The 21,281-nt window shown below is 67.7% G+C and carries 21 protein-coding genes and 2 pseudogenes; 17 read left to right on the top strand and 6 right to left on the bottom strand.

Features of this window, described 5'->3' with window-relative positions; genetic code table 11:
* Positions 1-173 precede the first annotated feature (173 nt).
* The 7 genes and pseudogenes from G369_RS0117680 to G369_RS35975 all read left to right on the top strand — a co-directional run.
* Positions 174-1,733 (top strand): methyl-accepting chemotaxis protein, encoded by a 1,560-nt coding sequence (locus G369_RS0117680; RefSeq protein WP_019655353.1) that lies wholly within the window; start codon positions 174-176, stop codon positions 1,731-1,733.
* Between the two features lie 505 nt (positions 1,734-2,238).
* Positions 2,239-2,412 (top strand): hypothetical protein, encoded by a 174-nt coding sequence (locus G369_RS38620; protein ID WP_157773724.1) that lies wholly within the window; start codon positions 2,239-2,241, stop codon positions 2,410-2,412.
* A gap of 65 nt (positions 2,413-2,477) precedes the next feature.
* Positions 2,478-2,645 (top strand): annotated as a pseudogene (locus G369_RS39905) (IS3 family transposase); the annotation flags it as partial.
* Between the two features lie 450 nt (positions 2,646-3,095).
* Positions 3,096-3,782 carry a RadC family protein gene (gene radC / locus G369_RS39790; RefSeq protein WP_020723142.1) on the top strand — a complete coding sequence of 229 codons (687 nt, stop codon included), beginning with the start codon at positions 3,096-3,098 and terminating at the stop codon, positions 3,780-3,782.
* Between the two features lie 392 nt (positions 3,783-4,174).
* The gene (locus G369_RS0117665) at positions 4,175-4,570 is read left to right on the top strand and encodes a hypothetical protein (RefSeq protein ID WP_019655350.1); all 396 of its coding nucleotides are present in this window, start codon (positions 4,175-4,177) and stop codon (positions 4,568-4,570) included.
* Positions 4,571-5,018: 448 nt separating this feature from the next.
* Entirely contained in the window at positions 5,019-6,083 is a 1,065-nt protein-coding gene (locus G369_RS0117660) for an ArdC family protein (RefSeq protein ID WP_244164342.1), read from the top strand.
* A 719-nt stretch (positions 6,084-6,802) separates the two neighbouring features.
* A pseudogene (locus G369_RS35975) lies at positions 6,803-7,152 on the top strand (DUF2958 domain-containing protein); the annotation flags it as partial.
* Positions 7,153-7,171: 19 nt separating this feature from the next.
* On the opposite strand, the gene G369_RS0117650 reads toward G369_RS35975, so the two are convergent.
* A complete protein-coding gene (locus tag G369_RS0117650) occupies positions 7,172-7,612 on the bottom strand; it encodes a helix-turn-helix domain-containing protein (protein WP_019655348.1) in 441 nt (146 codons plus the stop codon).
* Positions 7,613-8,195: 583 nt separating this feature from the next.
* On the opposite strand from G369_RS0117650, the gene G369_RS39475 reads away from it, so the two are divergent.
* From G369_RS39475 to G369_RS0117635, 5 genes are all read left to right on the top strand, one after another.
* Positions 8,196-8,777: a hypothetical protein gene (locus tag G369_RS39475; protein WP_244164341.1), complete on the top strand. Its 582-nt coding sequence runs from the start codon at positions 8,196-8,198 to the stop codon at positions 8,775-8,777.
* Between the two features lie 52 nt (positions 8,778-8,829).
* A complete protein-coding gene (locus G369_RS0117640; RefSeq protein WP_019655346.1) occupies positions 8,830-9,894 on the top strand; it encodes a relaxase/mobilization nuclease domain-containing protein in 1,065 nt (354 codons plus the stop codon).
* Positions 9,895-10,075: 181 nt separating this feature from the next.
* Complete coding sequence (locus G369_RS39470; protein ID WP_244164339.1) at positions 10,076-10,255, top strand: ribbon-helix-helix protein, CopG family; 180 nt, start codon at positions 10,076-10,078, stop codon at positions 10,253-10,255.
* Entirely contained in the window at positions 10,252-10,371 is a 120-nt protein-coding gene (locus G369_RS39465; RefSeq protein ID WP_244164338.1) for a hypothetical protein, read from the top strand. Before G369_RS39470 ends, G369_RS39465 begins: the two co-directional genes overlap by 4 nt.
* Positions 10,372-10,448: 77 nt before the next feature.
* Positions 10,449-11,240, top strand: coding sequence for an IclR family transcriptional regulator (locus tag G369_RS0117635; RefSeq protein ID WP_051127596.1), 792 nt, complete (start codon positions 10,449-10,451; stop codon positions 11,238-11,240).
* A gap of 18 nt (positions 11,241-11,258) precedes the next feature.
* Here the strand turns inward: G369_RS0117635 and G369_RS0117630 are convergent, their stop codons facing one another.
* From G369_RS0117630 to gstA (G369_RS0117610), 5 genes are read right to left on the bottom strand one after another with little or no spacing between them, the layout of a single operon-like run.
* On the bottom strand, positions 11,259-12,263 hold the full coding sequence (locus tag G369_RS0117630; protein WP_019655344.1) for a Bug family tripartite tricarboxylate transporter substrate binding protein: 1,005 nt from the start codon (positions 12,261-12,263) through the stop codon (positions 11,259-11,261).
* A gap of 49 nt (positions 12,264-12,312) precedes the next feature.
* The gene (locus tag G369_RS0117625; RefSeq protein ID WP_019655343.1) at positions 12,313-13,296 is read right to left on the bottom strand and encodes a Bug family tripartite tricarboxylate transporter substrate binding protein; all 984 of its coding nucleotides are present in this window, start codon (positions 13,294-13,296) and stop codon (positions 12,313-12,315) included.
* A gap of 34 nt (positions 13,297-13,330) precedes the next feature.
* Positions 13,331-14,308, bottom strand: a complete 978-nt coding sequence (locus G369_RS0117620; RefSeq protein ID WP_019655342.1) for a Bug family tripartite tricarboxylate transporter substrate binding protein — start codon at positions 14,306-14,308, stop codon at positions 13,331-13,333.
* A gap of 32 nt (positions 14,309-14,340) precedes the next feature.
* Positions 14,341-14,982, bottom strand: a complete 642-nt coding sequence (gstA, locus tag G369_RS0117615; protein WP_019655341.1) for a glutathione transferase GstA — start codon at positions 14,980-14,982, stop codon at positions 14,341-14,343.
* A 32-nt stretch (positions 14,983-15,014) separates the two neighbouring features.
* The gene (gene gstA / locus G369_RS0117610) at positions 15,015-15,641 is read right to left on the bottom strand and encodes a glutathione transferase GstA (protein ID WP_019655340.1); all 627 of its coding nucleotides are present in this window, start codon (positions 15,639-15,641) and stop codon (positions 15,015-15,017) included.
* Positions 15,642-16,222: 581 nt separating this feature from the next.
* On the opposite strand from gstA (G369_RS0117610), the gene G369_RS0117605 reads away from it, so the two are divergent.
* Genes G369_RS0117605 through G369_RS0117585 form a run of 5 tightly spaced genes read left to right on the top strand, consistent with a single transcriptional unit; the run spans position 16,223 to position 21,246 of the window.
* The gene (locus tag G369_RS0117605; protein WP_026346455.1) at positions 16,223-17,209 is read left to right on the top strand and encodes a Bug family tripartite tricarboxylate transporter substrate binding protein; all 987 of its coding nucleotides are present in this window, start codon (positions 16,223-16,225) and stop codon (positions 17,207-17,209) included.
* Between the two features lie 50 nt (positions 17,210-17,259).
* Positions 17,260-18,819 carry an acetolactate synthase large subunit gene (locus G369_RS0117600; protein ID WP_019655338.1) on the top strand — a complete coding sequence of 520 codons (1,560 nt, stop codon included), beginning with the start codon at positions 17,260-17,262 and terminating at the stop codon, positions 18,817-18,819.
* Positions 18,820-18,862: 43 nt separating this feature from the next.
* On the top strand, positions 18,863-19,657 hold the full coding sequence (locus tag G369_RS0117595) for an SDR family NAD(P)-dependent oxidoreductase (RefSeq protein ID WP_019655337.1): 795 nt from the start codon (positions 18,863-18,865) through the stop codon (positions 19,655-19,657).
* A gap of 25 nt (positions 19,658-19,682) precedes the next feature.
* A complete protein-coding gene (locus G369_RS0117590) occupies positions 19,683-20,720 on the top strand; it encodes a WD40/YVTN/BNR-like repeat-containing protein (protein ID WP_019655336.1) in 1,038 nt (345 codons plus the stop codon).
* 16 nt (positions 20,721-20,736) lie between these two features.
* Positions 20,737-21,246, top strand: a complete 510-nt coding sequence (locus G369_RS0117585; RefSeq protein WP_019655335.1) for a VOC family protein — start codon at positions 20,737-20,739, stop codon at positions 21,244-21,246.
* The last annotated feature ends 35 nt before the right edge of the window (positions 21,247-21,281 follow it).

The raw sequence follows: 21,281 nt of genomic DNA, 5'->3' as shown, positions 1-21,281 counted from the left end.
GCACGTCAAGAGGTTGCTTCTTGACGCTTCACACCTCGATCTCAGGGCTTTCCCCAGCAGCCCGCGCACTTCGCTAAACATTAAGTTCGCACTGCCGATATCCCTTGGAGCCCGCCTGCGTTGCCTTTTCAGGCACTGCAGCTTTTCAGCAAGTACTTCACCTGGGAAAAATCATGAAAAAGTTCAGGGATTTCGGGATCGGCACCCGCATGGGAATGGGGTTCGGGGTCGTGATTGCGTTGTTGATGGCGATGGTCGCAGTTGGCATCAGCCGCATCCGCGCGGTCGATCACAACACCGAGGTGATCGCACACGATCGCTATGCCAAGGTGGCGCTTGCCCAGACCATCGAGAACGAGGTGAACAAGCAAGCCCAGGCCTTGCGAACGGCCCTGATGGCACGAGATCCGGGGGTGATCAAGGGAGAACTGGCGAAGGTCGAGGAGTCCGCGTTGGTGATCGCCAAGGCCTCTGAGCGTCTGAAGCTGGTCATCCACACCGAGGTTGGCAAAGCGGCGCTGCATGCCCTGCTGGAGGCACGCGGTGCTTTTCGAGCGCATGAGGCCAAGCTGATTGAGCATATCCAATCGGGCCGGATGGAAGAGGGGCGCGAATACCTGGTCGGGAAAGTGCTGCCGCCGCAAGCAGCCTATCTGTCGGCGATCGAGGCATTCTCCCGGACCCAGGTGCAAGGCATGGAGCAGTTCACCGCCGAGGCCGCCGACATCGCCCGCATGGCAGCGTCGTGGATGCTCGGCCTCGGTGCCTTGGCGACGGCACTGGCTGGGGTGATTGCGGTGTCGTTGACGCGCTCGATCACTCGCCCGGTCGGGGAGGCCGTTCGGGTCGCCGAAACCGTGGCGGCGGGCGATCTGACATCGATGATCTCTGTACACAGCAATGACCAAACGGGTCAGTTGATGCGGGCGCTCAGGAGCATGAACGAGAGCCTGTCGCAGGTCGTGGGGGGCGTGCGCAGCAGCACGGACACCATCGCCATGGCTTCCAGCCAGATCGCGGCGGGGAACCAGGATCTGTCTTCGCGTACCGAGGAACAGGCCAGTTCCCTTCAGGAGACAGCGGCAGCGATGGAGGAACTCACCAGCACGGTGAAGCAGAACGCCGACAACGCACGCCAAGCCAATCAACTGGCGACGCTTGCGTCCGAGGTGGCCGTCAAAGGCGGGACGGTAGTGGGTCAAGTGGTGCAGACCATGGATTCGATCCATGGATCTTCACGCAAGGTGGCGAACATCATCGGGGTGATCGACGGCATCGCATTCCAGACGAACATTCTGGCGCTCAATGCCGCAGTCGAAGCGGCGCGAGCGGGGGATCAGGGACGAGGCTTCGCGGTGGTCGCGGCCGAGGTACGCAACTTGGCGCAGCGCTCGGCGACGGCGGCCAAGGAAATCAAGACTCTCATCGACGATTCCGTACAAAGGGTCGGTGAGGGTAGCGATCTTGTCAACGAGGCAGGAAGAACAATGCAGGAGGTCGTGGACAGTGTGCAGAGGGTGAGGGACATCATGGAAGAGATCTCGGCAGCCAGCCACGAACAGAGCACAGGCATCGAGCAGGTCAGCCATGCCATCAGCCAGATGGACCAGACCACACAGCAGAACGCAGCGCTGGTCGAAGAGGCCGCCGCTGCGGCGCAGTCGCTGCAGGTCCAAGCAACAAGTCTGGTCCAGTCGGTGAGCCTCTTCAGGCTTGCAGGCGCGAACGCATGATGGCTCGGCCATCGCATGTCGCTGCCCGGTTCTGACGAGGTTGTCAGGTTCCGCGCGAACAAGAGTCCTGCTCTTCGATGCCGGGCGGTCGTGAGTGTTGTGAAAGAGCCGGTCGCCGCTGCCGTCGCGGCGATGCCGCGCAATGCGGCGGATCACCGAGGATGCTGTCCATTCGTAGACCAGCACCACGTCGGCGCCGTCGAGCACGACGCGCAGGTCGAGACTGTGGCGGTCGAAGTGCGTGCTCGAAGCTGCGGATCGAAGCGCGCGAAAGCGGCGAACGGCGCGCGCCTGTGCGCGGCTTTCAGGTTGGCGCGGCACCAACCCTGCCGCGGCTTGTAGATGGCCACCGCACGCCCGTGCGCGAGCAGCGTGAATCGCCCCGGTTTTGAACTGTGCCCGAAAGTCGGACCGTCCGGATTCCGCCGATCAGGCGGTGCTTCTCAATCGGTACTCGACCGGACTGAGTCCCTGCCGCCCAAGCTTGCTGCGCTCGCGCTAGCAAGTGGACGTCATCATCCACGCCCGCTTCGAGTGCCTCAGTGCTGTCGGGCCTTCGAAATGGAAAATGCTCGGCTTTCAGGGGCTGAAGAAGCTGCCCCTGCCCCCTGTTCCCTTGCCGTTCAACAACAGAACGAACGGCATGCTGGATGCACCCAGCGCGACGCCTTGTGCGTGATGAAGATGTCGGCGTCGACCGACTTGTACAAGCCCGTCAAGAAGGACGAGTCGGCGCTGAAGATGCGGATCAAGGAGATCACCGACACGCGTGTGCACTACCGCCGGGTGCACGTTCTGCTGCGCCGCGAGGGCCACACCGACAACGTCAAACGGATCTACCGTCCTTGCAGGGAGCAAGGGCTGTCACTGCGCCTGAAACGGCCGCGGCGCCATAAGGCAGCCGCGCTCAGGCCCCTCATGAGCCTCTCGGCAGTGATCCTTTCCAGCAGCGTGGTATCGACCTGCGCGGCCGCGCAGAGCGCATCCATGGCGTCGACGCGTTCCTCGCGCAGCGCCCTGTCTGCGGCGATCTTCCAGATGCGCGTGTCGTCTCTCCACTTCCCCGACTCGCTTCGCCTCGTGCCGGCCAATGGAGGCGTATGCAACTGGGGGACAGTCTGCCCAGTTTGGGAGATGGCCTTGGGCGCCCGGATGCGGGGCCCTCCGTGGCCCTTTTGGGGGCTAGGGGAGGGCTTGCCTGTGAGCCCTGAGGCTACCCCCTCGTTCTCGCGTTCAAGGCCCTGCGCGCGCTTTGCGTGCTCGGCGCGTGCCGCGCGCCTGCGGCGGCCTTGAGCGCTGCGCTGCGACGGGGTGGCGGGGTCTCGCAGGCAATCCCGCCTGTGTCACCCACAGGAGTTCGTCATGAACGCATCGTCCACTCCCTTCGGCTGTTCCGGTTCCGCCGCGTGCGGACTGTCGTCGCCGTCTTCCTCCGTCCCCGCTTCGGGTTCCTCCTCGGCTTCTGCATCCGGCTTCACGGCGCGCGAGCGCAGCGTGCTCGAGGCGCTGCGTCCGTTCCTCGGGGCCGACGCCGAGGCACTGTACGCGGCACAGGGGCGTTCGCTGCATCGGCTCGTGTGCTTCGCGCGGGACTCGTCGCTGCCGGGGTGCGCGCAACTGCTGTGCGGGCTGCGCCTGGCGCGGGAGCTGCTGGCCGAGGAGCTGCGTGCGCGCGAGTCGTTCCATTCGCTCTGCGCCGTCTCGGACTATCTGAAGCTGCATTTCGCGGGGCAGGCGCACGAGAGCTTCGCGGTGCTGTTCCTCGACGCGCGCCACACGCTGCTCGCCTTCGAGGATTTGTTTCGGGGGACGCTGACGCAGACCGAGGTCTATCCGCGCGAGCTGGTCAAGCGCGCGCTGCATCACAACGCGTCGGCACTGATCCTCGCGCACAACCACCCGTCGGGTGCGGTGGAGCCGTCGCCGGAGGATCTGGCCGTGACGCGGGCGCTGAAGTCGGCGCTGGGGTTGATCGACGTGCGGGTGCTCGACCACATCGTGGTCGGCGCGAACCGGGTGGCCTCGATGGCCGAGCGCGGCCTGCTCTGAGCACGGCCGCGGGGCGCTGCGGCGCCCCTTTTTTGCCTTTGCCCGCGGGCGGGCTGTGCTGCGCAAGCGCTGTCGGATGCCGCGTGGCGGTCCGGCCGATGGCCCGCTCGTCAGGCCTGTCGATCGGGCGTCCGAGTTCTTGCGGGAAAAGCGCAGCGAAGAAGGGAAGGAGCGGGAAGACGAAAGAGGAGGGAGAGGGAGAGGGGAGGACAGGGGGGAGGGGCGGTCTTGCTGGGGCCTTCAGCATGGCACGGCGTTCTCGCCGTCAAGGGCTGCGCGCCGCGGCTGCGCGCGGCGCTGGCGGCCTGCGGTCGTCGTCGACCCCTGACTGCTGCGCTGCGCCGTGCGGTTTCCGGCCGCGGGCAATTCCGCCCGGACAACCGGAGATCGTCATGGACGAAAAATCACGCGTTTCGCTGGAACAGCACCTCTGCCTGGTATGCGGCTTGAACTTCGATACCGGCGGCATCCTGTTCGAAAGGCGCCTGCGCCAGAGCATGCAGCGCCACACGGTGACAGGCTGGGGCCTGTGCGGCGAGCATCGCAGGCTCTTCGAGGAGGGCTTCGTCGCACTCATCGAATGCGACCCCGAGCGCAGCGGTGTGCCGGCCGACCAGGACCACATGCGGCCCGAGCAGGCCTCGCGCACGGGACGGCTGGCGCACCTGAAGCGCGAGACTCTTGCCCGGATGACCCACCTGACGCTGGCGCCCGATATGCCCTGCGTTTTCGTGGAGCCCGGCGTGATCGAGCAGCTGCGGGCGATGATCGAGCCCGAAAAGGACTGAGCGTGCACTGAGGTCCTTCATGCGCCGCTTCGCGAACTGCGGGGCGGCGCACTTTCTTTGTTGCCCGCCGTGTTTCGTCCTGGTGGCGCTTGCGGTAGGTTGCCGCCCGGGCGATGGGTGTGGCTGTCCGGTATGCCCCCTGTTGCCCCTGCATGTGTGCGCGTGTGCCGGCCGGCGCATGGCCCTCGCTGACCATGGCTGTGGCGAATGACCGGTGTCGGTGGCCGGTCTGCGGTCGTCCCGCCTCTGGATCGACGCATGGCGCGGGTCGCTCTGCGCTCCAGGGTGAAGGCGCCGCCCCCGTCCTCGCCCGGTCCTCGCGATGCTCGGCTGCGGCCTGCGGGCGGGCCCCGGACCGTCTCGCTGGCCCCTTGCCGGTTCTGCGTCGAGGCGGCTCCGACAGCAGATCCTTCCACCACCGCGGCATGCGCCGCAGAAAGGCTACGCCATGACCACGTCTTCTCGCTCTTCTCGTGGCGCCGTGCACGGCCCGGCCGTGGTGCGGGACCCGAAGACCTCGGGCGTTCCCCCCGTGCCCCCCGAGGACTCTCCCACTGCAGGTGCGTCGGATGAGGGGCGGCTCCGGCGGCGTTCGGGCGAGCGCGCGGGCATGAACATGGATGTGAAGCGCGTGATCACGGACCGGATCGTGGCGATGCTGGCGCAGGGCGAACAGGTGTGTCGTGCGCGCTGGGTGCAGGCCGCGGTACGCGGGACGCCGCGCAATGCCGCCACGGGGCAGTCCTACAGGGGCGTGAATGCGCTGCTGCTGTGGGACGCGGCGATCGCGCAGGGCTACGAGCTATCGCAGTGGCTGACCTACAGACAGGCCAAGGCGCTGGGCGCCCAGGTACGCAAGGGCGAGCGCGGCGTTTTGTGCGCGCAGTTCCGGCGGGTGAGTGTCGGCAGCGGTGATGGCGCGGCGGACACCGGGCCGCAGGACGGGTTCCTGCGGTGGCGGCCGTTCTGGTTGTTCAATGTCGCACAGGTCGACGGGCTGGCTGCGAAGCGCTTCGACCCGTTGGCAGCCGGTGCCGCAGGCCCTTCGGCCGAGGGGCATGGCGCGATGGAAAAAGCGCTGCGTCTGGTCGGTGGCTGCCATGCAGCGATTCGCCATGGGTTCGATCGCGCAGCGTATGTGCCGACGTCCGACGAGATCCACTTGCCTTTGCCGACGCGATTCGCGAGTTGCGAGAACTACGCGGCAACGCTGTTGCATGAACTGGTGCATTGGAGCGGACATCCGCAGCGGCTGCATCGCACGTTCGGCGCGCGCTACGGGGATGCCGCCGGCGCGTTCGAGGCGCTTGTGGCCGAGCTCGGCGTGGTCTTGCTGATGGGGCATTGCGGACTTGTCGGTGCCGTCGTCGAAGGCCATTCGGACCGTCTTGCCGGCTGGTTGGAGTTGCTGCGCCATGACCGCAGTGCGATCTTCGCGGCCATGCGCCTTGCAGGCGAGGCCTTCGATTTCATCGTCGCGCGGCAGATGCCGGTGCTCGCGTCACTTGCATGACGCGATCGCCTGCAGTGACATGGCCTGCCGATCTTCGGCCGATGGATCCCCTGCGAGGCGCTCAGGACTTGGTGACTTCGTTCGCTGATGCGGCCGAGCCTCCTCATTGTCCTGGACGACGAGGCGAGGAGACCGGGCGCGTCGTTCGGACTTCGGACAAGGGTGCTACTGCTGCCGCCGAAAGAGGCGCTCGTCTTCCGATGGGAACGCCGGCGCCGAGGCAGCCGGCGTCAGCGGTGGGCGGCAGGCGCTCCTGCCCCTTGTGCGTCGATGGGGTGGCCATCGGCCTTGCGCATGCGCGATGCCTCGCACGCCCGGTGCGCGGAATGCCGGCGTGCTGAAGGCCGGATGGCATCGGCGTCTGCGCCGCCGGAACGCCCTCGACGCGCCGCTGCCACGGGCTACGGGGCGGTCCGGGCTGGCGCGGGCCTCCGCACACACCGAGGGTCCGGCGTGCGCTCACGAGCAATCACCGGGGCGCGCCGGCGCTGAAAAAGCGGGGAAGGCGGCAGCAGGGAGAAAGAAAAAGGCAACGACGTGAGTGGAGTGGCCGGCTGGTCGGCTCCTCCAGCGTGGCACACCGTTCTCGCCGTCAAGGCCTGCGCGCGCCGGTGGCGCGCTCGCGGTCTCCCGGCCGTCTTCGAACCTTGATCGCTGCGCTGCGGCGTGCCGGCAACGGTGCCGGGCCATCCCGCCCGCAACCGTTCAAGGAGAACACCATGGCTGCTTCACGTTTCGCCTTCCTCACCGAAGCGCAATTCGACCAACTGCTGGCCAACGGCCAGCGGTCGCAGGTGCGATCGGACTTCGATCCGCTGCCCGTGGTCAAGCTGTTCACGCCCGATGCCGGTGCCACCTGGCTGCTGGGCGGGATCGATCCCGATGCCCCGACATCGCCTTCGGCCCGTGCGACCCCGGAATGGGCCTTCCGGAGGTGGGCTGCGTGAGCCTCGCCGAGCTGTCCCAGCTGCGCGGGAGGCTGAATCTGCCGATCGAGCAGGACCCGCATTTCCGCGCCGACCGGCGCCTGAGCGCCTATGCGAGGAAGGCCCATAGCGCGGGGCGCATCCAGGCCCGTGCAGGGAAGCTCACTTTTCGGACAGACGCTGCGCGATCTCGCGGGCGCCGAGGCCTCGCACCGCCGCGAGGTTTTCGAGCTGCGTCGCGCGCGGGCGCGCCTTGCCTTGCTCCCAGTGGTAGATCGTCTGTCCCGACACACCGACCAACTGGCCGTAGCTTGCCGCCGACAGCCCGAGCTTCGAGCGATGCGTGGCCAGCCGGCTGGCGCTGAATCTGCGCTTGGTGTCGGTGGTCTCCTCGTTGACGGGGTCCGCCGCGGCGGTAGTGCGCGTCGCGCCTTTCGCCACGCGTCGGATTTCCTTCTCAAGGGCACTCACCTGACGACGCAGTTCGGCGATCGACGCGCGATGCGCCACCGACGCTTTTTTGAGCGTTTCGATTTCGGCGCGCACTTCCTTGCGGGCGACGCGGGAGATTTCGGCTTTGAGTATCGAGGCGATGTTGGGCATGCGCGCATTCTGCCGCCTTGTCGCCGACCCCTCTGCAGGTGCATGTCCCTCTGGTGAGAAACAAGGCTCATGCCTTTGGCACTCGCTCAACCCCGGAGCAAGAACTCCATGTCTACCTCGTGCGCTCGTGCGTGTGCCGTGCTGTGCGGCCGCGTGTGTTCCATGTACGTTCGCACAATGGAACTGATGTCCGATGGCGCATCCGATGTTCGGGTAGCTTGCGGCAGCGAAGGGGCGAGAACGCATCGAGCCTGCAACCTGGCCGATGCCCTTCGAGCCTGCGCAGGCGCCGCCACCGGCCAGCGATGTCGCGCCTCGCAGGTCATGCGGAGGTTCGAACGCCGGTGACGTGAACCTGCTCTCGCGATGCTCGAATGTTCGGCAAGCCGAACATTCGAGCGGTGCGGATCGTCACCCGGCGCGGCTCGACGGGCCTCACAGTCGCGACCCTGGGTTCGGCTTCGTTGCCGGCTCGTAGGCGGCGATGGATGAGGGGAGGGAATTTTTCGGGGGCTGAGTTCTTGCGCGGTGTTGAGGGCAGGATAGACTGCCGTCAGACATTGTTTACAACGATGGCCTCGCGATGAACAAGACCTATCGATCGAGCGTGATTGGGGCCCGGGTGTCAGCCGAAACCCGGACTCGGTTTGCTGCACTCGCGGCGTGTCATCAGCTCACCGAGGCAGGCCTGCTCGCCCAGCTCGTCGATGAAGTGCTGCGGACCAATGTGCCTATGTCGTACGCATCAGAGTCGACACAGACTCCGCGTGCTTCGGGCTCCGACTGCCTCGCCCAAGACCGCATTACGCTGCGGCTTCGCGCGGGCGATCGCGCCCTGATCGCTGAACGGGCTGAGTTGCGGGGCATGAAGCCGGGCAGCTACCTCGCGATGCTGATTCACAACCATGTGCACTCACCCATGGTGCTGCCAGCGAAAGAACTCGCCCATATCAAGGTGACCTGTGCGCAACTGGCCGCGCTCGGAAGGCAGTTCCGGATGTTCGGCTTGCCGAACAGCGTCACGCCGCCGCAGGCCTCCGAGATCTGCGATGCGCTCTCGCTGGCCCGACGGGTGGTCGAGCAGGCACGCGAAGCAACGGCGACCATCGTGCAACGCAACCTGATCAGCTGGGAGGTCCGCAGCCGCGAGGTGCCTCGTGCCTAAGCAGACGGTGCGGCTGGCGCGCAGCCGCCGATCGTCCGATGGCGTGCGCGACATGGCGCTGGACATCGTGAGCTATGGGCGGCGCGGGCCCGGTGGCATGCTGCGCTTCGGGACTGGAGAGATCGCGCAGATCCAGCGCACGGTGGGACGCACGCCCGAGGTGTTGGTGAAGGTCTCCGGCGGCGGGCGCGACGCTGGTGGTGTCGAGGCGCACCTGCGCTACATCAGCCGGCATGGGAAGCTGCCCCTTGAGACCGATGAAGTACCCGCCATGCAGGGCCGTGGCGCCCCCAAAGAGATCGTCACCGACTGGCAGCTGGACCTGTGCGGGAGCCAGTACAGGCCCAAGCCGGCCGCAGGCCAGAAGGACATCCGCCCGAAGCTCGCCCACAACATCGTGCTGTCGATGCCGCCGGGTACGCCCCCTGGGAAGGTGCTCGCGGCGGCGCGTGGGTTTGCGCGGGAGAACTTTGCGTTCCAGTACCGGTACGCCATGGCGCTGCACACCAATCAGCCACACCCGCACGTTCACCTCGTGGTCAAGTGTGAGCACGAGTTCGAGCCCAGTAAACGTCTCTACATTCGCAAGGAGACGCTGCGCCAGTGGCGCGAGCAGTTCGCCGCGCTGATGCGGGAGCAGGGGGTGGCCGCCAACGCGACGCCACGGCAGGTGCGCGGGCAGATCCGCAAGCCGCTGAAGGACGCGATTCATCACCGGCTGCGTGCGCTTCGGGTGTTCTGGCGGCTGGGGCCGGACGAGCGGGCAAGTCGGCGGCCGCCGAAAACTTCGAGTTTCATCCGGGCCAAGCTAGGGGCAGTGCTCGGGGCTCTACAGACAAAGCGAGAACGCCTGGATGCCGGCAGAGATGAGATGCGGCGCACACGGCAGCAGGTTCGGACAGATTGGAAGTCGACTGCCGACAGACTGCGAAGGCAAGGCCAAGGGGAACTGGCCGACAGTGTGGAGCGCTTCGTGGCTCGCATGCCAGCTGTGCAGACGGATTGGCAGCGCATGGCCCAGCATTGGAAAAATACGGCGCGAAATCGAGTGGTGGAGCGCGTTCATGTCGGTCGCGTCCCATTCCGTGGTGTGGCTCCACAGCGCGGAGAAGGCTGAGTTGCTCGGGTACTCAGCGCGTCACAGCCAAGTGGGCGCAGTATTGCCCGGGGTCTGCAAGCCTTCCAGCTGCATGTATCGCCTGTTGAGCGTAAGCGTCTGCCGAACACGCCTTGATTACTAAGGAGAAGATGAGTGGATCTAGGCCGCTATGATGCATGCGCGCGAAAGAGCAGCAGCAATGGAACGCTTCACCATCTCCCTCGACGACGAACTGACCCATCAATTCGATGAGTTCATCGCCGGCAAAGGGTACGGCAACCGCTCGGAAGCCGCTCGCGATCTGATCGCTCCCGCCTGGGCAGCGCAACGCTCGACAAGCCTTCCAAATGTCCGGCCGCTTGGTGCGCGGCGAACGTGAGCTATGGCTACAACCATCACGAGCACACCGTCACCACCCGCGTGCGGAACATGCAGCATGCTCACCACGAGCTCGTGATCATCACTGAATCGCATCCACTAAGATCGGCCCGATGAAGCAAGAGGGCGGGCGCGGGGCGCGCCGGAAAGAGAGTGTGGAGCGCAGCCTAGCTGTGAGTGCACGCGCGCCAGCCGTGTCCGGCGAGACTGATGGGCAGCTTGAGGCGGCATCGCGCGGCGCGGTGGAGTCGAGCCTCTCGCGCCTGCTTGGCACGCTGGGGCTTTTCTCCACGGCCAGCCCCTCGCTCACCGTGGAAGAGATCGCCACCCGGCTCAGGGTGCCCAAGAGCACGGCCTACCGCTACATCCAGGAGTTGTCGAAGGTGGGCCTGCTGGTGCGGCTGGACCGCAGCATCACACTGGGTCCGCGCATCATCGAGCTGGACCGCTGCATCCGCGAGTCCGACCCGGTGATCCGCGCCGCCGCGCCGCCGATGCGCGAACTTGCCGAGCAGACGGGACTGGACGTGTTCCTGTCCAAGCTCTATGGCCACTCCATCATCACGGTGCACACCGAGTTCAACGACCCGCTGCCGCACCTGCGTTACGGCCGCGGACGGCCGGTGCCAGTATCGCGCGGCGCGAGCGCGAAGGCGCTGGTGGCTTTTCTTCCGGCTGCGCGGCTGCGCCGGCTGCACCAGGAAATGGCTGGCGAGTCCGCCGACACACCGCCGTGGGATGCGTTCTATGAAGAAGCGCAGCGCATCCGCCGAGAGGGCTACTGCAGGACCTCGGGCGAACTCAACGAGGGCAAGACCGGCGTGTCGGCGCCCATCTTCGGCCGCGGGCGACTCGTGGTTGCCAGCGTCACCGCGCTAGGCAGTGATGCACGGCTGGCGCTGTTCGATGCGGAGGCCATCGCTGAACTGGTCAAGCGCACCGCGCACATGATCAGCGTGCGCCTGTCGGCCGACGGGCATCTGTAGAGACGCCGGCCAGCCCGTTCAGAAGACGATGTTGGCCTTCTTGACGATCGGCGCGGCCGCCGCCAGCGAGCGGCGCCATGTTTCCAATGCCTGTGCGGGCGTGCTCACCACGGGCTCCAGGCCCAGCGCCACCATGCGCGACTGCACCTCGGCGTCGCCGGCGATGGACTGCAGCGCAGTCGCGAGCTTCGCCACGACCGGCGCAGGCGTGCCCGCGGGAGCGAACACCGCGAACCAGCCGGCATTGCCCGTGTCGCGCACGCCCAGTTCCTCGAAGGTGGGCACCGCCGGCAGCGAGCTCACGCGGCGCAGGCCGGTCACCGCCAGCGGGCGCACCGAACCGGCCGTCACCATGGCCTCCACGGCAGCGACCGTGAGGAACACCGCATCCACCTGGCCGCCCATGAGGTCGGTGATGGCGGGCGACGAGCCCTTGTAGGGCACGTGCAGCAACTCGACGCCGGCCGATCCGGCCAGCACCTCGCCCATCACATGCGCCGAGGAGCCCGCGCCGAAGCTGCCGTAGCTGAGCTTGCCGGCCTTCGCCTGCTGCAGGAAGGCGCGCAGGTCCTTGGCGGGGCTGTCGGCGCGCACCGCCAGCACCAGCGGGGCGTTGGCCATCACGCTGACGATGGTGAACGCCTCCTGCATGCTCTTGCCGGGCGCCACCTGCTGCTTGGATGCGAGCGCCGCGATCACATGGGTGGAGTTGCTGCCGAACATCAGCATGTGGCCGTCGGCCGGCTGCTGCAGCACGGTGCGCGCGGCGATCAGGCCGTTGGCGCCGGGCTTGTTGTCGATCACCACCGTGCCGCCCAGCGCGGCCTGCAGTTTCTGGCCGATGAGTCGGGCCACGGTGTCGGTGCCGCCGCCGGCTGCGAACGGCACCACGAGGTTGATCGGCCGTTCCGGCCAGGTGGCCGCGCGCGCCAGCCCGCTGCTGCAGGCAGCCAGGGCCGCGAGAGCGCCAAGGGCCTTGCGGCGGTCAACAAGATGTACGGAAGGAAATGGGTCAGAGGTCATCGTGCGATGGGAGATCGGAAGAAAAAACGGAAGGAGCGAGCGGCTGGCGTCAGTCGACGCGGATCTGCCGCGCCTTGACGATGCGGTCATAGGTTGCGCGGCCCTCGGCGATGCGGGCCGCCATCTGCCCGGGCGTGCTGTAGACAGTGGTGAAGCCCAGGTTGCCGAAGGTCCTGGCGACGGTCTCGGAAGCCAGTGCGGTGCGCATGGCCCCGTTGAGCCGCGCCACGATCTCTGGCGGCGTGCCCGCGGGCGCCAGCAGGCCGAAGAAGCCCTGGATCGTCATCTCTGGCAGGCCGGCCTCGGCGGCGGTGGGAATGCCGGGGAAGGCGGGGTCGCGCCGCTCGCCGGTCATGAACAGCGGCACCAGTTGACCGGCGCGCAGGGCGCCGATCAGGGGCGAGCTGACTTCGTCCATCAGCTGGGCCTCGCCGCGGATCACCGCGTCCTTGGCCATGACGGCGCCCTTGTACGGCACATGCACCACGGGCGCGCCGGTGGCGGCCAGGAAGATCTCGCCCAACAGGTGGTTGCTGGAGCCCGCGCCTGCCGAGGCGAAGTTGAGCTTGCCCGGCTCGCGCTTGGCCAGCGCGACGAATTCCTGCACCGTGCGCACCCCCAGGCCCGGATTCGTGACGAAGACGAAGGCTTGCGTGGCACCCAGGCTCACCGGCACCAGCGTGGCGACGTGCTCCTGGTTGGGATAAATGGCCGGTGCCGCCGTCAGGCTGCTGCCGCTGCCCCACAGCAGGGTGTAGCCGTCCGGCTTTGCGAGGGCCGCCGCCCTGGTGCCGATGCGCCCGCCCGCGCCCGCGCGGTTCTCGACCACCACAGCCTGCTTGAGCTCGACTGCCAGTGCCTGAGCGACGGCACGCGCCGAGATGTCAGTGGAGCCGCCCGGCTCGAAGGAGACGATGAGCGTGACCGGGCGCGAGGGCCAGGCCTCGGCGCGGGCGGCGGTGTTCCCGAGCGGGCAGACCAGGCCCAGCAGGAAGACGGCGGCTAGGCGGCGGATGGAAAAAAGGATCGGCATGGAGGGCTCCTGCAGAAAAGGCTCAGCGGCCACGTCAGTCCAGCGAGACATCGGCCTCGCGGGCCACGCGACGCCATTTGTCCAGCTCGGCCTGCAGCTTGGCGCGGAACTGCGGGCCGTCAGCCGCCGTCACCGCCACGCCGCGCGCAGCGAGGCGCGATTCCATGTCGGGCGTACGGATCACCTTGTCCAGCGCGGTGCCCAGGGCCGCCACCACGGCCGGCGGCGTGCCCGCTGGCGCGAACACGCCCATCCAGCCTTCGGCCACCAGCCTGCCGTAGCCCAGCTCCTGCAGCGTGGGCACGTCGGGCAGGCCGGGCAGCCGGCTGGGGGAGGGCGTGGCCAGCGCGCGAAGCTTGCCGGCCTTGATCTGTGGCAGCACCACGGCGGTGGTGTCGAAGGTGAAGTCCACGTCGCCGGCCAGCAGCGAGGTCATGGCCTGCTGGCTGCCCTGGAAGGGCACGTGCGCAGCCCGGGTGCCGGTGGCCTTCAGGAAGAGCTCGCCGATCAGGTGGTTGGTCGACCCGATTCCGAAGGACGAGTAGTTGAGCTTGCCCGGCTGCGCCTTCGCGGTGGCGATGAGTTCGCGCACGTCGCGCACCGGCGAGCCCGCGGGCACGGCCAGCACGAAGCTCACGGTGCCCACCTCGGTGATGGGGATGAAGTCCTTCAGGAGGTCGTAGGGGGCGGTTTTACGCGTGACGGGGTTGATCAGCAGTTCGGCGCCGGTGCCGAAGAAGAGCGTCTGGCCGTCGGGCCTGGCGCGCGCGACCGACTGCGCGCCGATGGTGCCGCCAGCGCCCGCGCGGTTGTCCACCACGATCGATTGCCCGAGTTCTGGCGCCAGCTTCTCGGCAATCAGCCGGGCCGCGCCGTCGGTGCCGCCGCCTGGCGGAAACGCAACCACTAGGTGGACGGGTGCCGTCGGGTAGGCCTGGGCGCAGGCCAGTACAGGCAGCAGGCCGGCGAGAGCGGCCAGGCAGGGCAACAGGAGGCGTCGGAGCATGGGCATGGTCGGTCCTTGCGAGGGTGGCGAAGACGGGCTCAGTGCGCGGCAGCGGCTGCTGCGCGCTCGCGTTCGCCCTGCGCGGCCGCGGCGGCCTCGGCCGCGCGCACGCTGGGCCGGGCGCCGCAGCGCGCCAGGTAGGCCTCGAGGTTGGGCCAGCGCCGCGTGTCGATGGCATGCGCGCGCGTCCACATGGCGATCGTGTAGCAATGCGCGTCGGCGATGGTGAAAGTGTCGCCGGTCAGGTAGTCGCGGCCCGCCAGCCGCTCGTCGACCCACTGCAGCTTGGCCTCGACGATGCCGCGCGCGATGGCCTTGTACGCGGGCGGCGTGACGGCCTTGAACAGCGGCATGAAACCGCCCTTGTGCAGATCGGCCGCGATGAAGCTCATCCACTCCAGTACGCGGTAGCGCGGGAGTCCCGAGGCGGGCAGCAGCGTGTTGCCTGGGCACTGGTCGGCCAGGTACTGCATGACGATGCAGCCCTCGCTCAGGTGCTGGCCGTCCGGCATCTCCAGCGTGGGCACCGTGCCCTTGGAGTTGACGCTGAAGTAGTCGCGGCCGTCGGCCAGCCGCTTGGTCTTCATGTCGACCCACTCGAGGGCCAGCGGCAGCTGCAGTTCGCGCGCGACGATGTCCACCGCGAGCGAGCAGCCGCGGACTTCGTGATAGAGCTTCATCGTGTTCTCCGCAATGGAAGGGCGCCGGCAGCTCAGGCTGCCGGCTGGGTGGCGAGCTCGTTGCGCTCGGCGGCCAGGGCCGCCTGCACGCTGGGGCGCGCGCCGATGCGCTGCAGGTAGCCATGCAGGTGCGGCCACTGCGCCAGGTCGATGGCGTGCAACTCGGCCCACATCACGATGGTGAAGCAGTAGGCGTCTGCCGCAGTGAAGCGCTGCGCGTGCAGGAAGCTTCGAGCGGCGAGCACGCCGTCGAGCCAGGCGAAGCGGCGCTGCAGGTTCTCGATGGCGATGACACGGTAGGCAGGCGGCGTGTTGGCGCGGAACAGCGGCGTGAAGGTCTTGTGCAGCTCCGAGCTCATGAAGCTCATCCACTCCAGCACGCGGTATCGCTCCATGTCGAGGGTGCCAGGCAGCAGGTGGCCGGCCCCGTGGCGGTCGCACAGGTACTGAATGATCACGCTAGCCTCTGTGAGGAACTGGCCGTCGTCCGTCTCCAGCGCCGGCACCTGGCCCTTGGGATTGATGCGGTGGAGGTCGCTGCCGTCCTTGAGCCTCTTAGCCCGCACGTCGACCCAGACGGGTTCGAGCGCAACACCGATCTCGCGCGCCACGATGTCGACGGCCAGCGCGCATGTCCTGGGAGTGAGATAGAGCTTCATGGCAGGAAAGCGCCTCGAGGGGACGGAGGTGCGCGCCTGCAACTCGGCAGGCACAGGACGAAGGCTGATCCGGGCGCTGCTGCGGTGCCCGCCCGCCGCTCGCGCAGCGTTCTGGTGCAACGGCGCCCCGTTGTGTTGCATAGGGTCGAAGACATGTTCGTAAAATTACTTCTATGCGATAAATATGCCATCTCATCGGCGCGTGAGCGTCAGTAGAAGTACTCGAATAGTTGACATACAAACAGGTCAATTGAGGATTTCGGTGACCTTCTGACGCTTATCTTCCTAGCTGTATCGGTTGAATTCACTACTTATCGCATTGCAGTAATGCACAGAACTGCCGTTCGGCTCCCATCTGGAACGCCGCTTGCTTGCTCATGTGTCACATGGACGAAAGTCAATCTTCAGGGAAACCACGAAGACTAACTTTACTTGCTGTTTTTGGCTTATTCGATAAAACAGCATATAATTCGGCAGCCGGCGAGTGGTCGCCGTCGTCAGTCGCCCATCGCCGCCCAGGCACGTCCCCTCTGGTTCCTGGTGCCGGCCCCGTCTTCGCAGGGGTACCGAGGAATCGCGCAATGAATAGAAAGTCCGTTCTGCAGGTCTGTGGTGCCGTCGCCTTGGCGGCGGCATGTGGACTGGTGTCGCCCCTGGCTTCGGCCCAGGGCAGTTGGCCCTCGCGGCCGATCCGCATCGAAGTGCCCTACCCGCCGGGCACGGGTCCCGACGTGATGGCCCGGCTCGTGGGCGAGGGGCTTTCCAAGGAGCTGAAGGCCTCCGTCGTGGTGGAGAACAAGGCCGGGGCCAACGGCATCATCGGCACGGCCGAGGTGGTGAAGGCGCCGGCCGACGGTTACACCTACCTGCTGGTCGACCGGCTCACGCTCACCGTCAACCCGCTGCTCTACCAGCCGCCCTATGACCCGAAGAAAGACCTCGTCTCGGTCAGCAACATCGCCGACGTGAACCTGTACCTGGTCACCAGCGCGCAGCTGCCGGTCAACGACTTCAAGTCGTTCATCGCCTATGCCAAGGCCAACCCGGGCAAGGTCACCTTCGGCACGGGCGGCGTGGGCAGCGTGATGCACCTGAACATGGAGCTACTCGAATCGGGCACTGGGGTCAAGTTCCTACATGTGCCTTACAAGGCGCTGGCAGAGGTGATCCCGGCTATGCTGGGCGGCCAGGTCGAGGTCACGTCCGGCGGCGTCGAGGCCATGCTGCCCTACGTGCAGAAGGGCAGCTTCAAGCTGCTGGCCGTGGGCGCACCCACGCGCCAGGCCATCGTGCCGAACGTGCCGACCATCGTGGAGGCGGGCGGCTCGGACATGCTGTTGTCCACCTCCTATTCCTTCCACGCGAAGAGCGGCGTGCCGCCCGAGATCCTGGCGCGCATGAACGCTGCGCTGACCAAGGTGCTGTCGCAGCCCGAACTCAAGCGCTGGGCGGCCGATCGCGGCCTGGGCGCCGGCGCCTCCACGCCCGCCGAACTCGACGCGCGCATCGGCGTGGACAACGACCGCATCGGCCGCCTGGTGCGCGAGCGCGGCATCAAGGTGCAGTGACGTCGGTCACGGCATTTCCCACATAGAGAAGCAACGAGAGGACATCGGCGATGACTGAGCAGACTGGCGCGCAGGCCCTGTGGGCGGCGCTCTCCGGCGAAGGGGTGGACACCTGCTTCGCCAACCCCGGCACGACGGAGCTGGACCTGGTGCGCGCGCTGGAGGGCCAGGATTCGATCCGCTGCGTGATCGGCCTGCAGGAGAACGTCTGCACCGGCGCGGCCGATGGCTACGGCCGCATGCTCGGGCGGCCCGCCGCCACGCTGCTGCACCTGGGCCCGGGCTTCGCCAACGGCATCGCCAACCTGCACAACGCGCGCCGGGCGCGCACGCCGATCGTCAACCTGATCGGCGACCACACCAGCTGGCACCTGCCCTTCGATGCGCCGCTGACCTCGGACATCGAATCGCTGGCGCGGCCGGTGTCGGGCTGGGTGCACCGCATCGCCAGCACGGCGGATGCGCCACGCGCCGCGGCCGAGTCCGTGCGCCAGTCGCTGGCCAACGGCGGGCAGGGCGCGACGCTGATCTTTCCGGCGGACTACCAGGCTGATCCTCTGCAGGGCGCGACGGTCGCGGCCGACGCCTCGGCGCAGGCCGCGGCATCAACCGCGCCCCTCGACATCGCCGCCTGCGCGCAACGCCTGCGTTCGGCGCGCCGCATCGTCTTTCTGCTGGGCGGCGGTGGCGAACTTGGAGGCCTGGGCGTGCGCGCGCAGCATGCCGCTGCGCGGCTGTGCGCAGCGCTGGGCGCCTCGGCCTATGCCGAAACCTTCCCGGCCCGCGCGGAACGCGGCCAGGGCCTGCCGGCGTTCGACCGGCTGCCTTACTTTCCCGAGCCGGCGCGCGCCGTGCTCGACCCCGCCGACCTGGTGGTGCTGGCCGGCGCACTGCCGCCCGTCACCTACTTCGGCTACGCGGGTCATCCCAGCCTGATGGTCGAAGCCGCTCGTCTGCTGAGCCTGGGCGAACCCGGCCATCCGGTGGCCGAGTCACTTGAGCAACTGGCCGATGCACTGCAGGCCCCCGCGTTCGAGGCGCCGGTGCATCCGCTACCGGCAGAGCCCACCGGCACGCTCACCCCCGCGGCCATCGGCGCGGTCCTCACACGCACGCTGCCCGAAGGCGCCATCGTCTCGGTCGAAGGCGGCACCTGCGGCTATCCCTTCTATGCCGCGTCGGCTGCCGCGGCGCCGCACACGACGCTGACCAACACCGGCGGCGCCATCGGCCAGGGCCTGCCCGTGGCGGTGGGCGCGGCCATCGCCTGCCCCGGGCGGCGGGTGGTGGGGCTGCTGTCTGACGGCAGCACCCAGTACACGATCCAGTCGCTGTGGACGATGGCGCACGAGCAACTCGACGTGGTCGTGCTCATCGCCGCCAACCACCAGTACGCCATCCTGCGCAACGAACTGCGCCGCGGCGGCGCTGCGCTGGGTGCGCGCGCAGAGGCGCTCACCGCGCTCGACTCGCCGCGCATCGACTGGGTGGGGCTGGCGCAGTCCTATGGCGTGCCGGCCACGCGCGCTGCCACGGCCGAAGAACTCTCGGTCCAGCTGCGCGACGCCTTCGGGCGCCGCGGGCCGGCCCTCATCGAAATGGCGCTCTGAGTCGCACAGGCCAGCGCCTTTCCCATTCAAGGAGCAATCGAACATGGATCTCAGACTCAAGGGCAAAGTGGCCGTGGTGACGGGCGGCAGCCTGGGCATCGGCCGTGCGGTGGCGGAAGCCTTCGCGGCCGAGGGCGTGCGCGTGGCCATCGTGGCGCGCAGCCAGGGCGCGCTGGAGGAAACCGCGCGAGAAATCACCGCCAAGACCGGCGTGGAGGTGCTGGCCACCCCCGCCGACGTGAGCGACACCGCGCAGGTGCAGGCCGCGGTTGACAAGGCGGCGGCGCACTTCGGCCGCATCGACATCCTGGTCAACGGCGCAGCCCATCCGGGAGGCCTGGTGCGCAGCGAGATCGAGAACGCCGACCCCGAAGGGCTGCTGCAGGACATCGACATCAAGGTGGTCGGCTACATGCGCTTCGCCAAGGCTTGCGCGGTGTACATGCGCAAGGGCGGCTGGGGCCGCATCATCAACATCGGCGGCCTCACCGGGCGCGGCAGCAAGCAGCTCTCGGGCATGCGCAACGTGGCCGTGGCGCACATGACCAAGACGCTGTCGGACCAGCTCGGACCCTCTGGCATCACGGTCAACGTGATCCACCCCGGCGTGGTCGAGACGCCGCACATCCACGAGCTCTACGCGAAGGAAGCGAAGCTGCAGGGCCTCACGCCCGCGCAGGTCGAGGCGAACTATGCCAAGGCCACGCCCATCCGCCGCGTGCTGCAGGTCAACGAGATCGCCGACGTGGTGCTCTTCCTCGCTTCGGGCCGCGCTGCCGCCATCACCGGCGAATCCATCGCTGTCGATGGCGGCATCACGCGCGGCATCTTCCTCTGAGCCATCCATCCAAGGAGTCGCAGACATGAACGGAACCATTCTCGTGGGCACGGCAGGGCAGGGCATCCTGCGCAGCGTGGACGACGGCGCCACCTGGCACCGCCTGGGCCTGAAGGAGGCCATCGAATTCGACGGCACGGTGCGCGCCCTGGCCGTGGACCCGTCGGACCCCAGCCGCGTGCTGGCGGGCGCCGACGTGGGCATCTGCCTGTCGATCGACGGCGGTGCGCACTTCCAGCGCATGGCTTCGCCGGCCGATGGCCAGACCGTCTGGGCCCTGGCCTTCAGTCCGCTGGACCCGCAGCTGGTGTTCGCCGGCACCGGCGCACCTTCGCGGGCGCGCATGTACCGCTCGCGCAACGGCGGCCTGAGCTGGCAGCTGCTGGACGTGGAACTGCCCGAGTTCTGCTCCGGCGTGCACCGCCCGCGCATCCTCACCATCGCCTTCCACCCGCAGCGCGCCGGCGAAGCCTGGTTCGGCGTGGAAGAAGGCGGCGCCTGGCGCACGCACGATGCGGGCGACAGCTGGGAGCGCATCGACACGCCCGGGCGCGGCATCAACAACTCCGACATCCACGCGATCTCGGTGCTGCCGGCCACGCAGGATGCGCCGGCCAAGCACGTCGTGGTCACCGTCAACTCGGTGTGCGAAAGCGTCGACGACGCCCGGAGCTTCGTCTGCCATCCGTCCAAGGACCGCTTCGACGGCCTTTACTACACCCGCACCGTGCAGCCGCTGGACGCCGAAGGCCGCGAACTGCTGCTGGCCCTCGGCGACGGCACGCCGGGCTCGCGCACGCGCATCTACCGCTCGGCCGACCGCGGCGAGACCTGGGCGCCGACGCTCTTGAACACCGCGCCCAATTCCACCGTGTGGGCCTTCGGCTCGCACCCGAGCGACCGCGGGCTGCTCTTCGCAGGCACCAAGTACGGCCACCTGCTGCGCTCCACCAACGGCGGGCGCAGCTGGTTCAAGGAGTGGCGCGACTTCAGCGAGATCACCTCGGTGGCGTGGACGCCCTTCGTGGCGCCGGTGCACGCGCATCCGCAGTCCATCCACTGAAGCACGGAGGCCGGCCATGAACACCCGCAACCCCTCGCACGCCGACGTCACCGGCAGCACTGTCGCAGAGGTCCGTCCGCGCATTCGCCGCACGCACCTGGCGCTGTTCGTGAAGGACCCCTTCGCCTCCGCCCCCTGGTACGAGGAAGTGCTGGGCATGCAGGTCACGGCGCGCGGAGCGCGATGGGTGTTCCTCTCCTTCGGGCAGAAGCACCACGACATCGCGCTCATCCAGGTGGACGAGCCCGAGGCCGCCAGCCGCGGCACCGTGAACATGCAGCACTACGGCCTGGAGATCGAGGGCGGCCTGGACGATCTGCGCCGGCTCTACGGCATGTTGCTGCGCAAGAACGTCGAGGTGGTCAAGACCACCGACCACAAGGTCGGCTACGGCCTGTACTTCCACGACCCCGACGGCCACCGCTTCGAGTTCTTCCTTGAGCTCGTCCACGACGACGAGGAAGCCAAGCGCCTGCTGGGCGAATACAACGCGCCCAGCAACGCCTTGGACCTGCAACCGCTGTGAGCGACTGCCTGCTACACATCCATCCCATCCACTCC

The organism is Variovorax atrisoli 110B (assembly GCF_000382045.1).
In the GTDB taxonomy this organism is placed as follows: domain Bacteria; phylum Pseudomonadota; class Gammaproteobacteria; order Burkholderiales; family Burkholderiaceae_C; genus Variovorax; species Variovorax atrisoli.
This window is presented reverse-complemented; position numbering and strand designations above follow the sequence as displayed.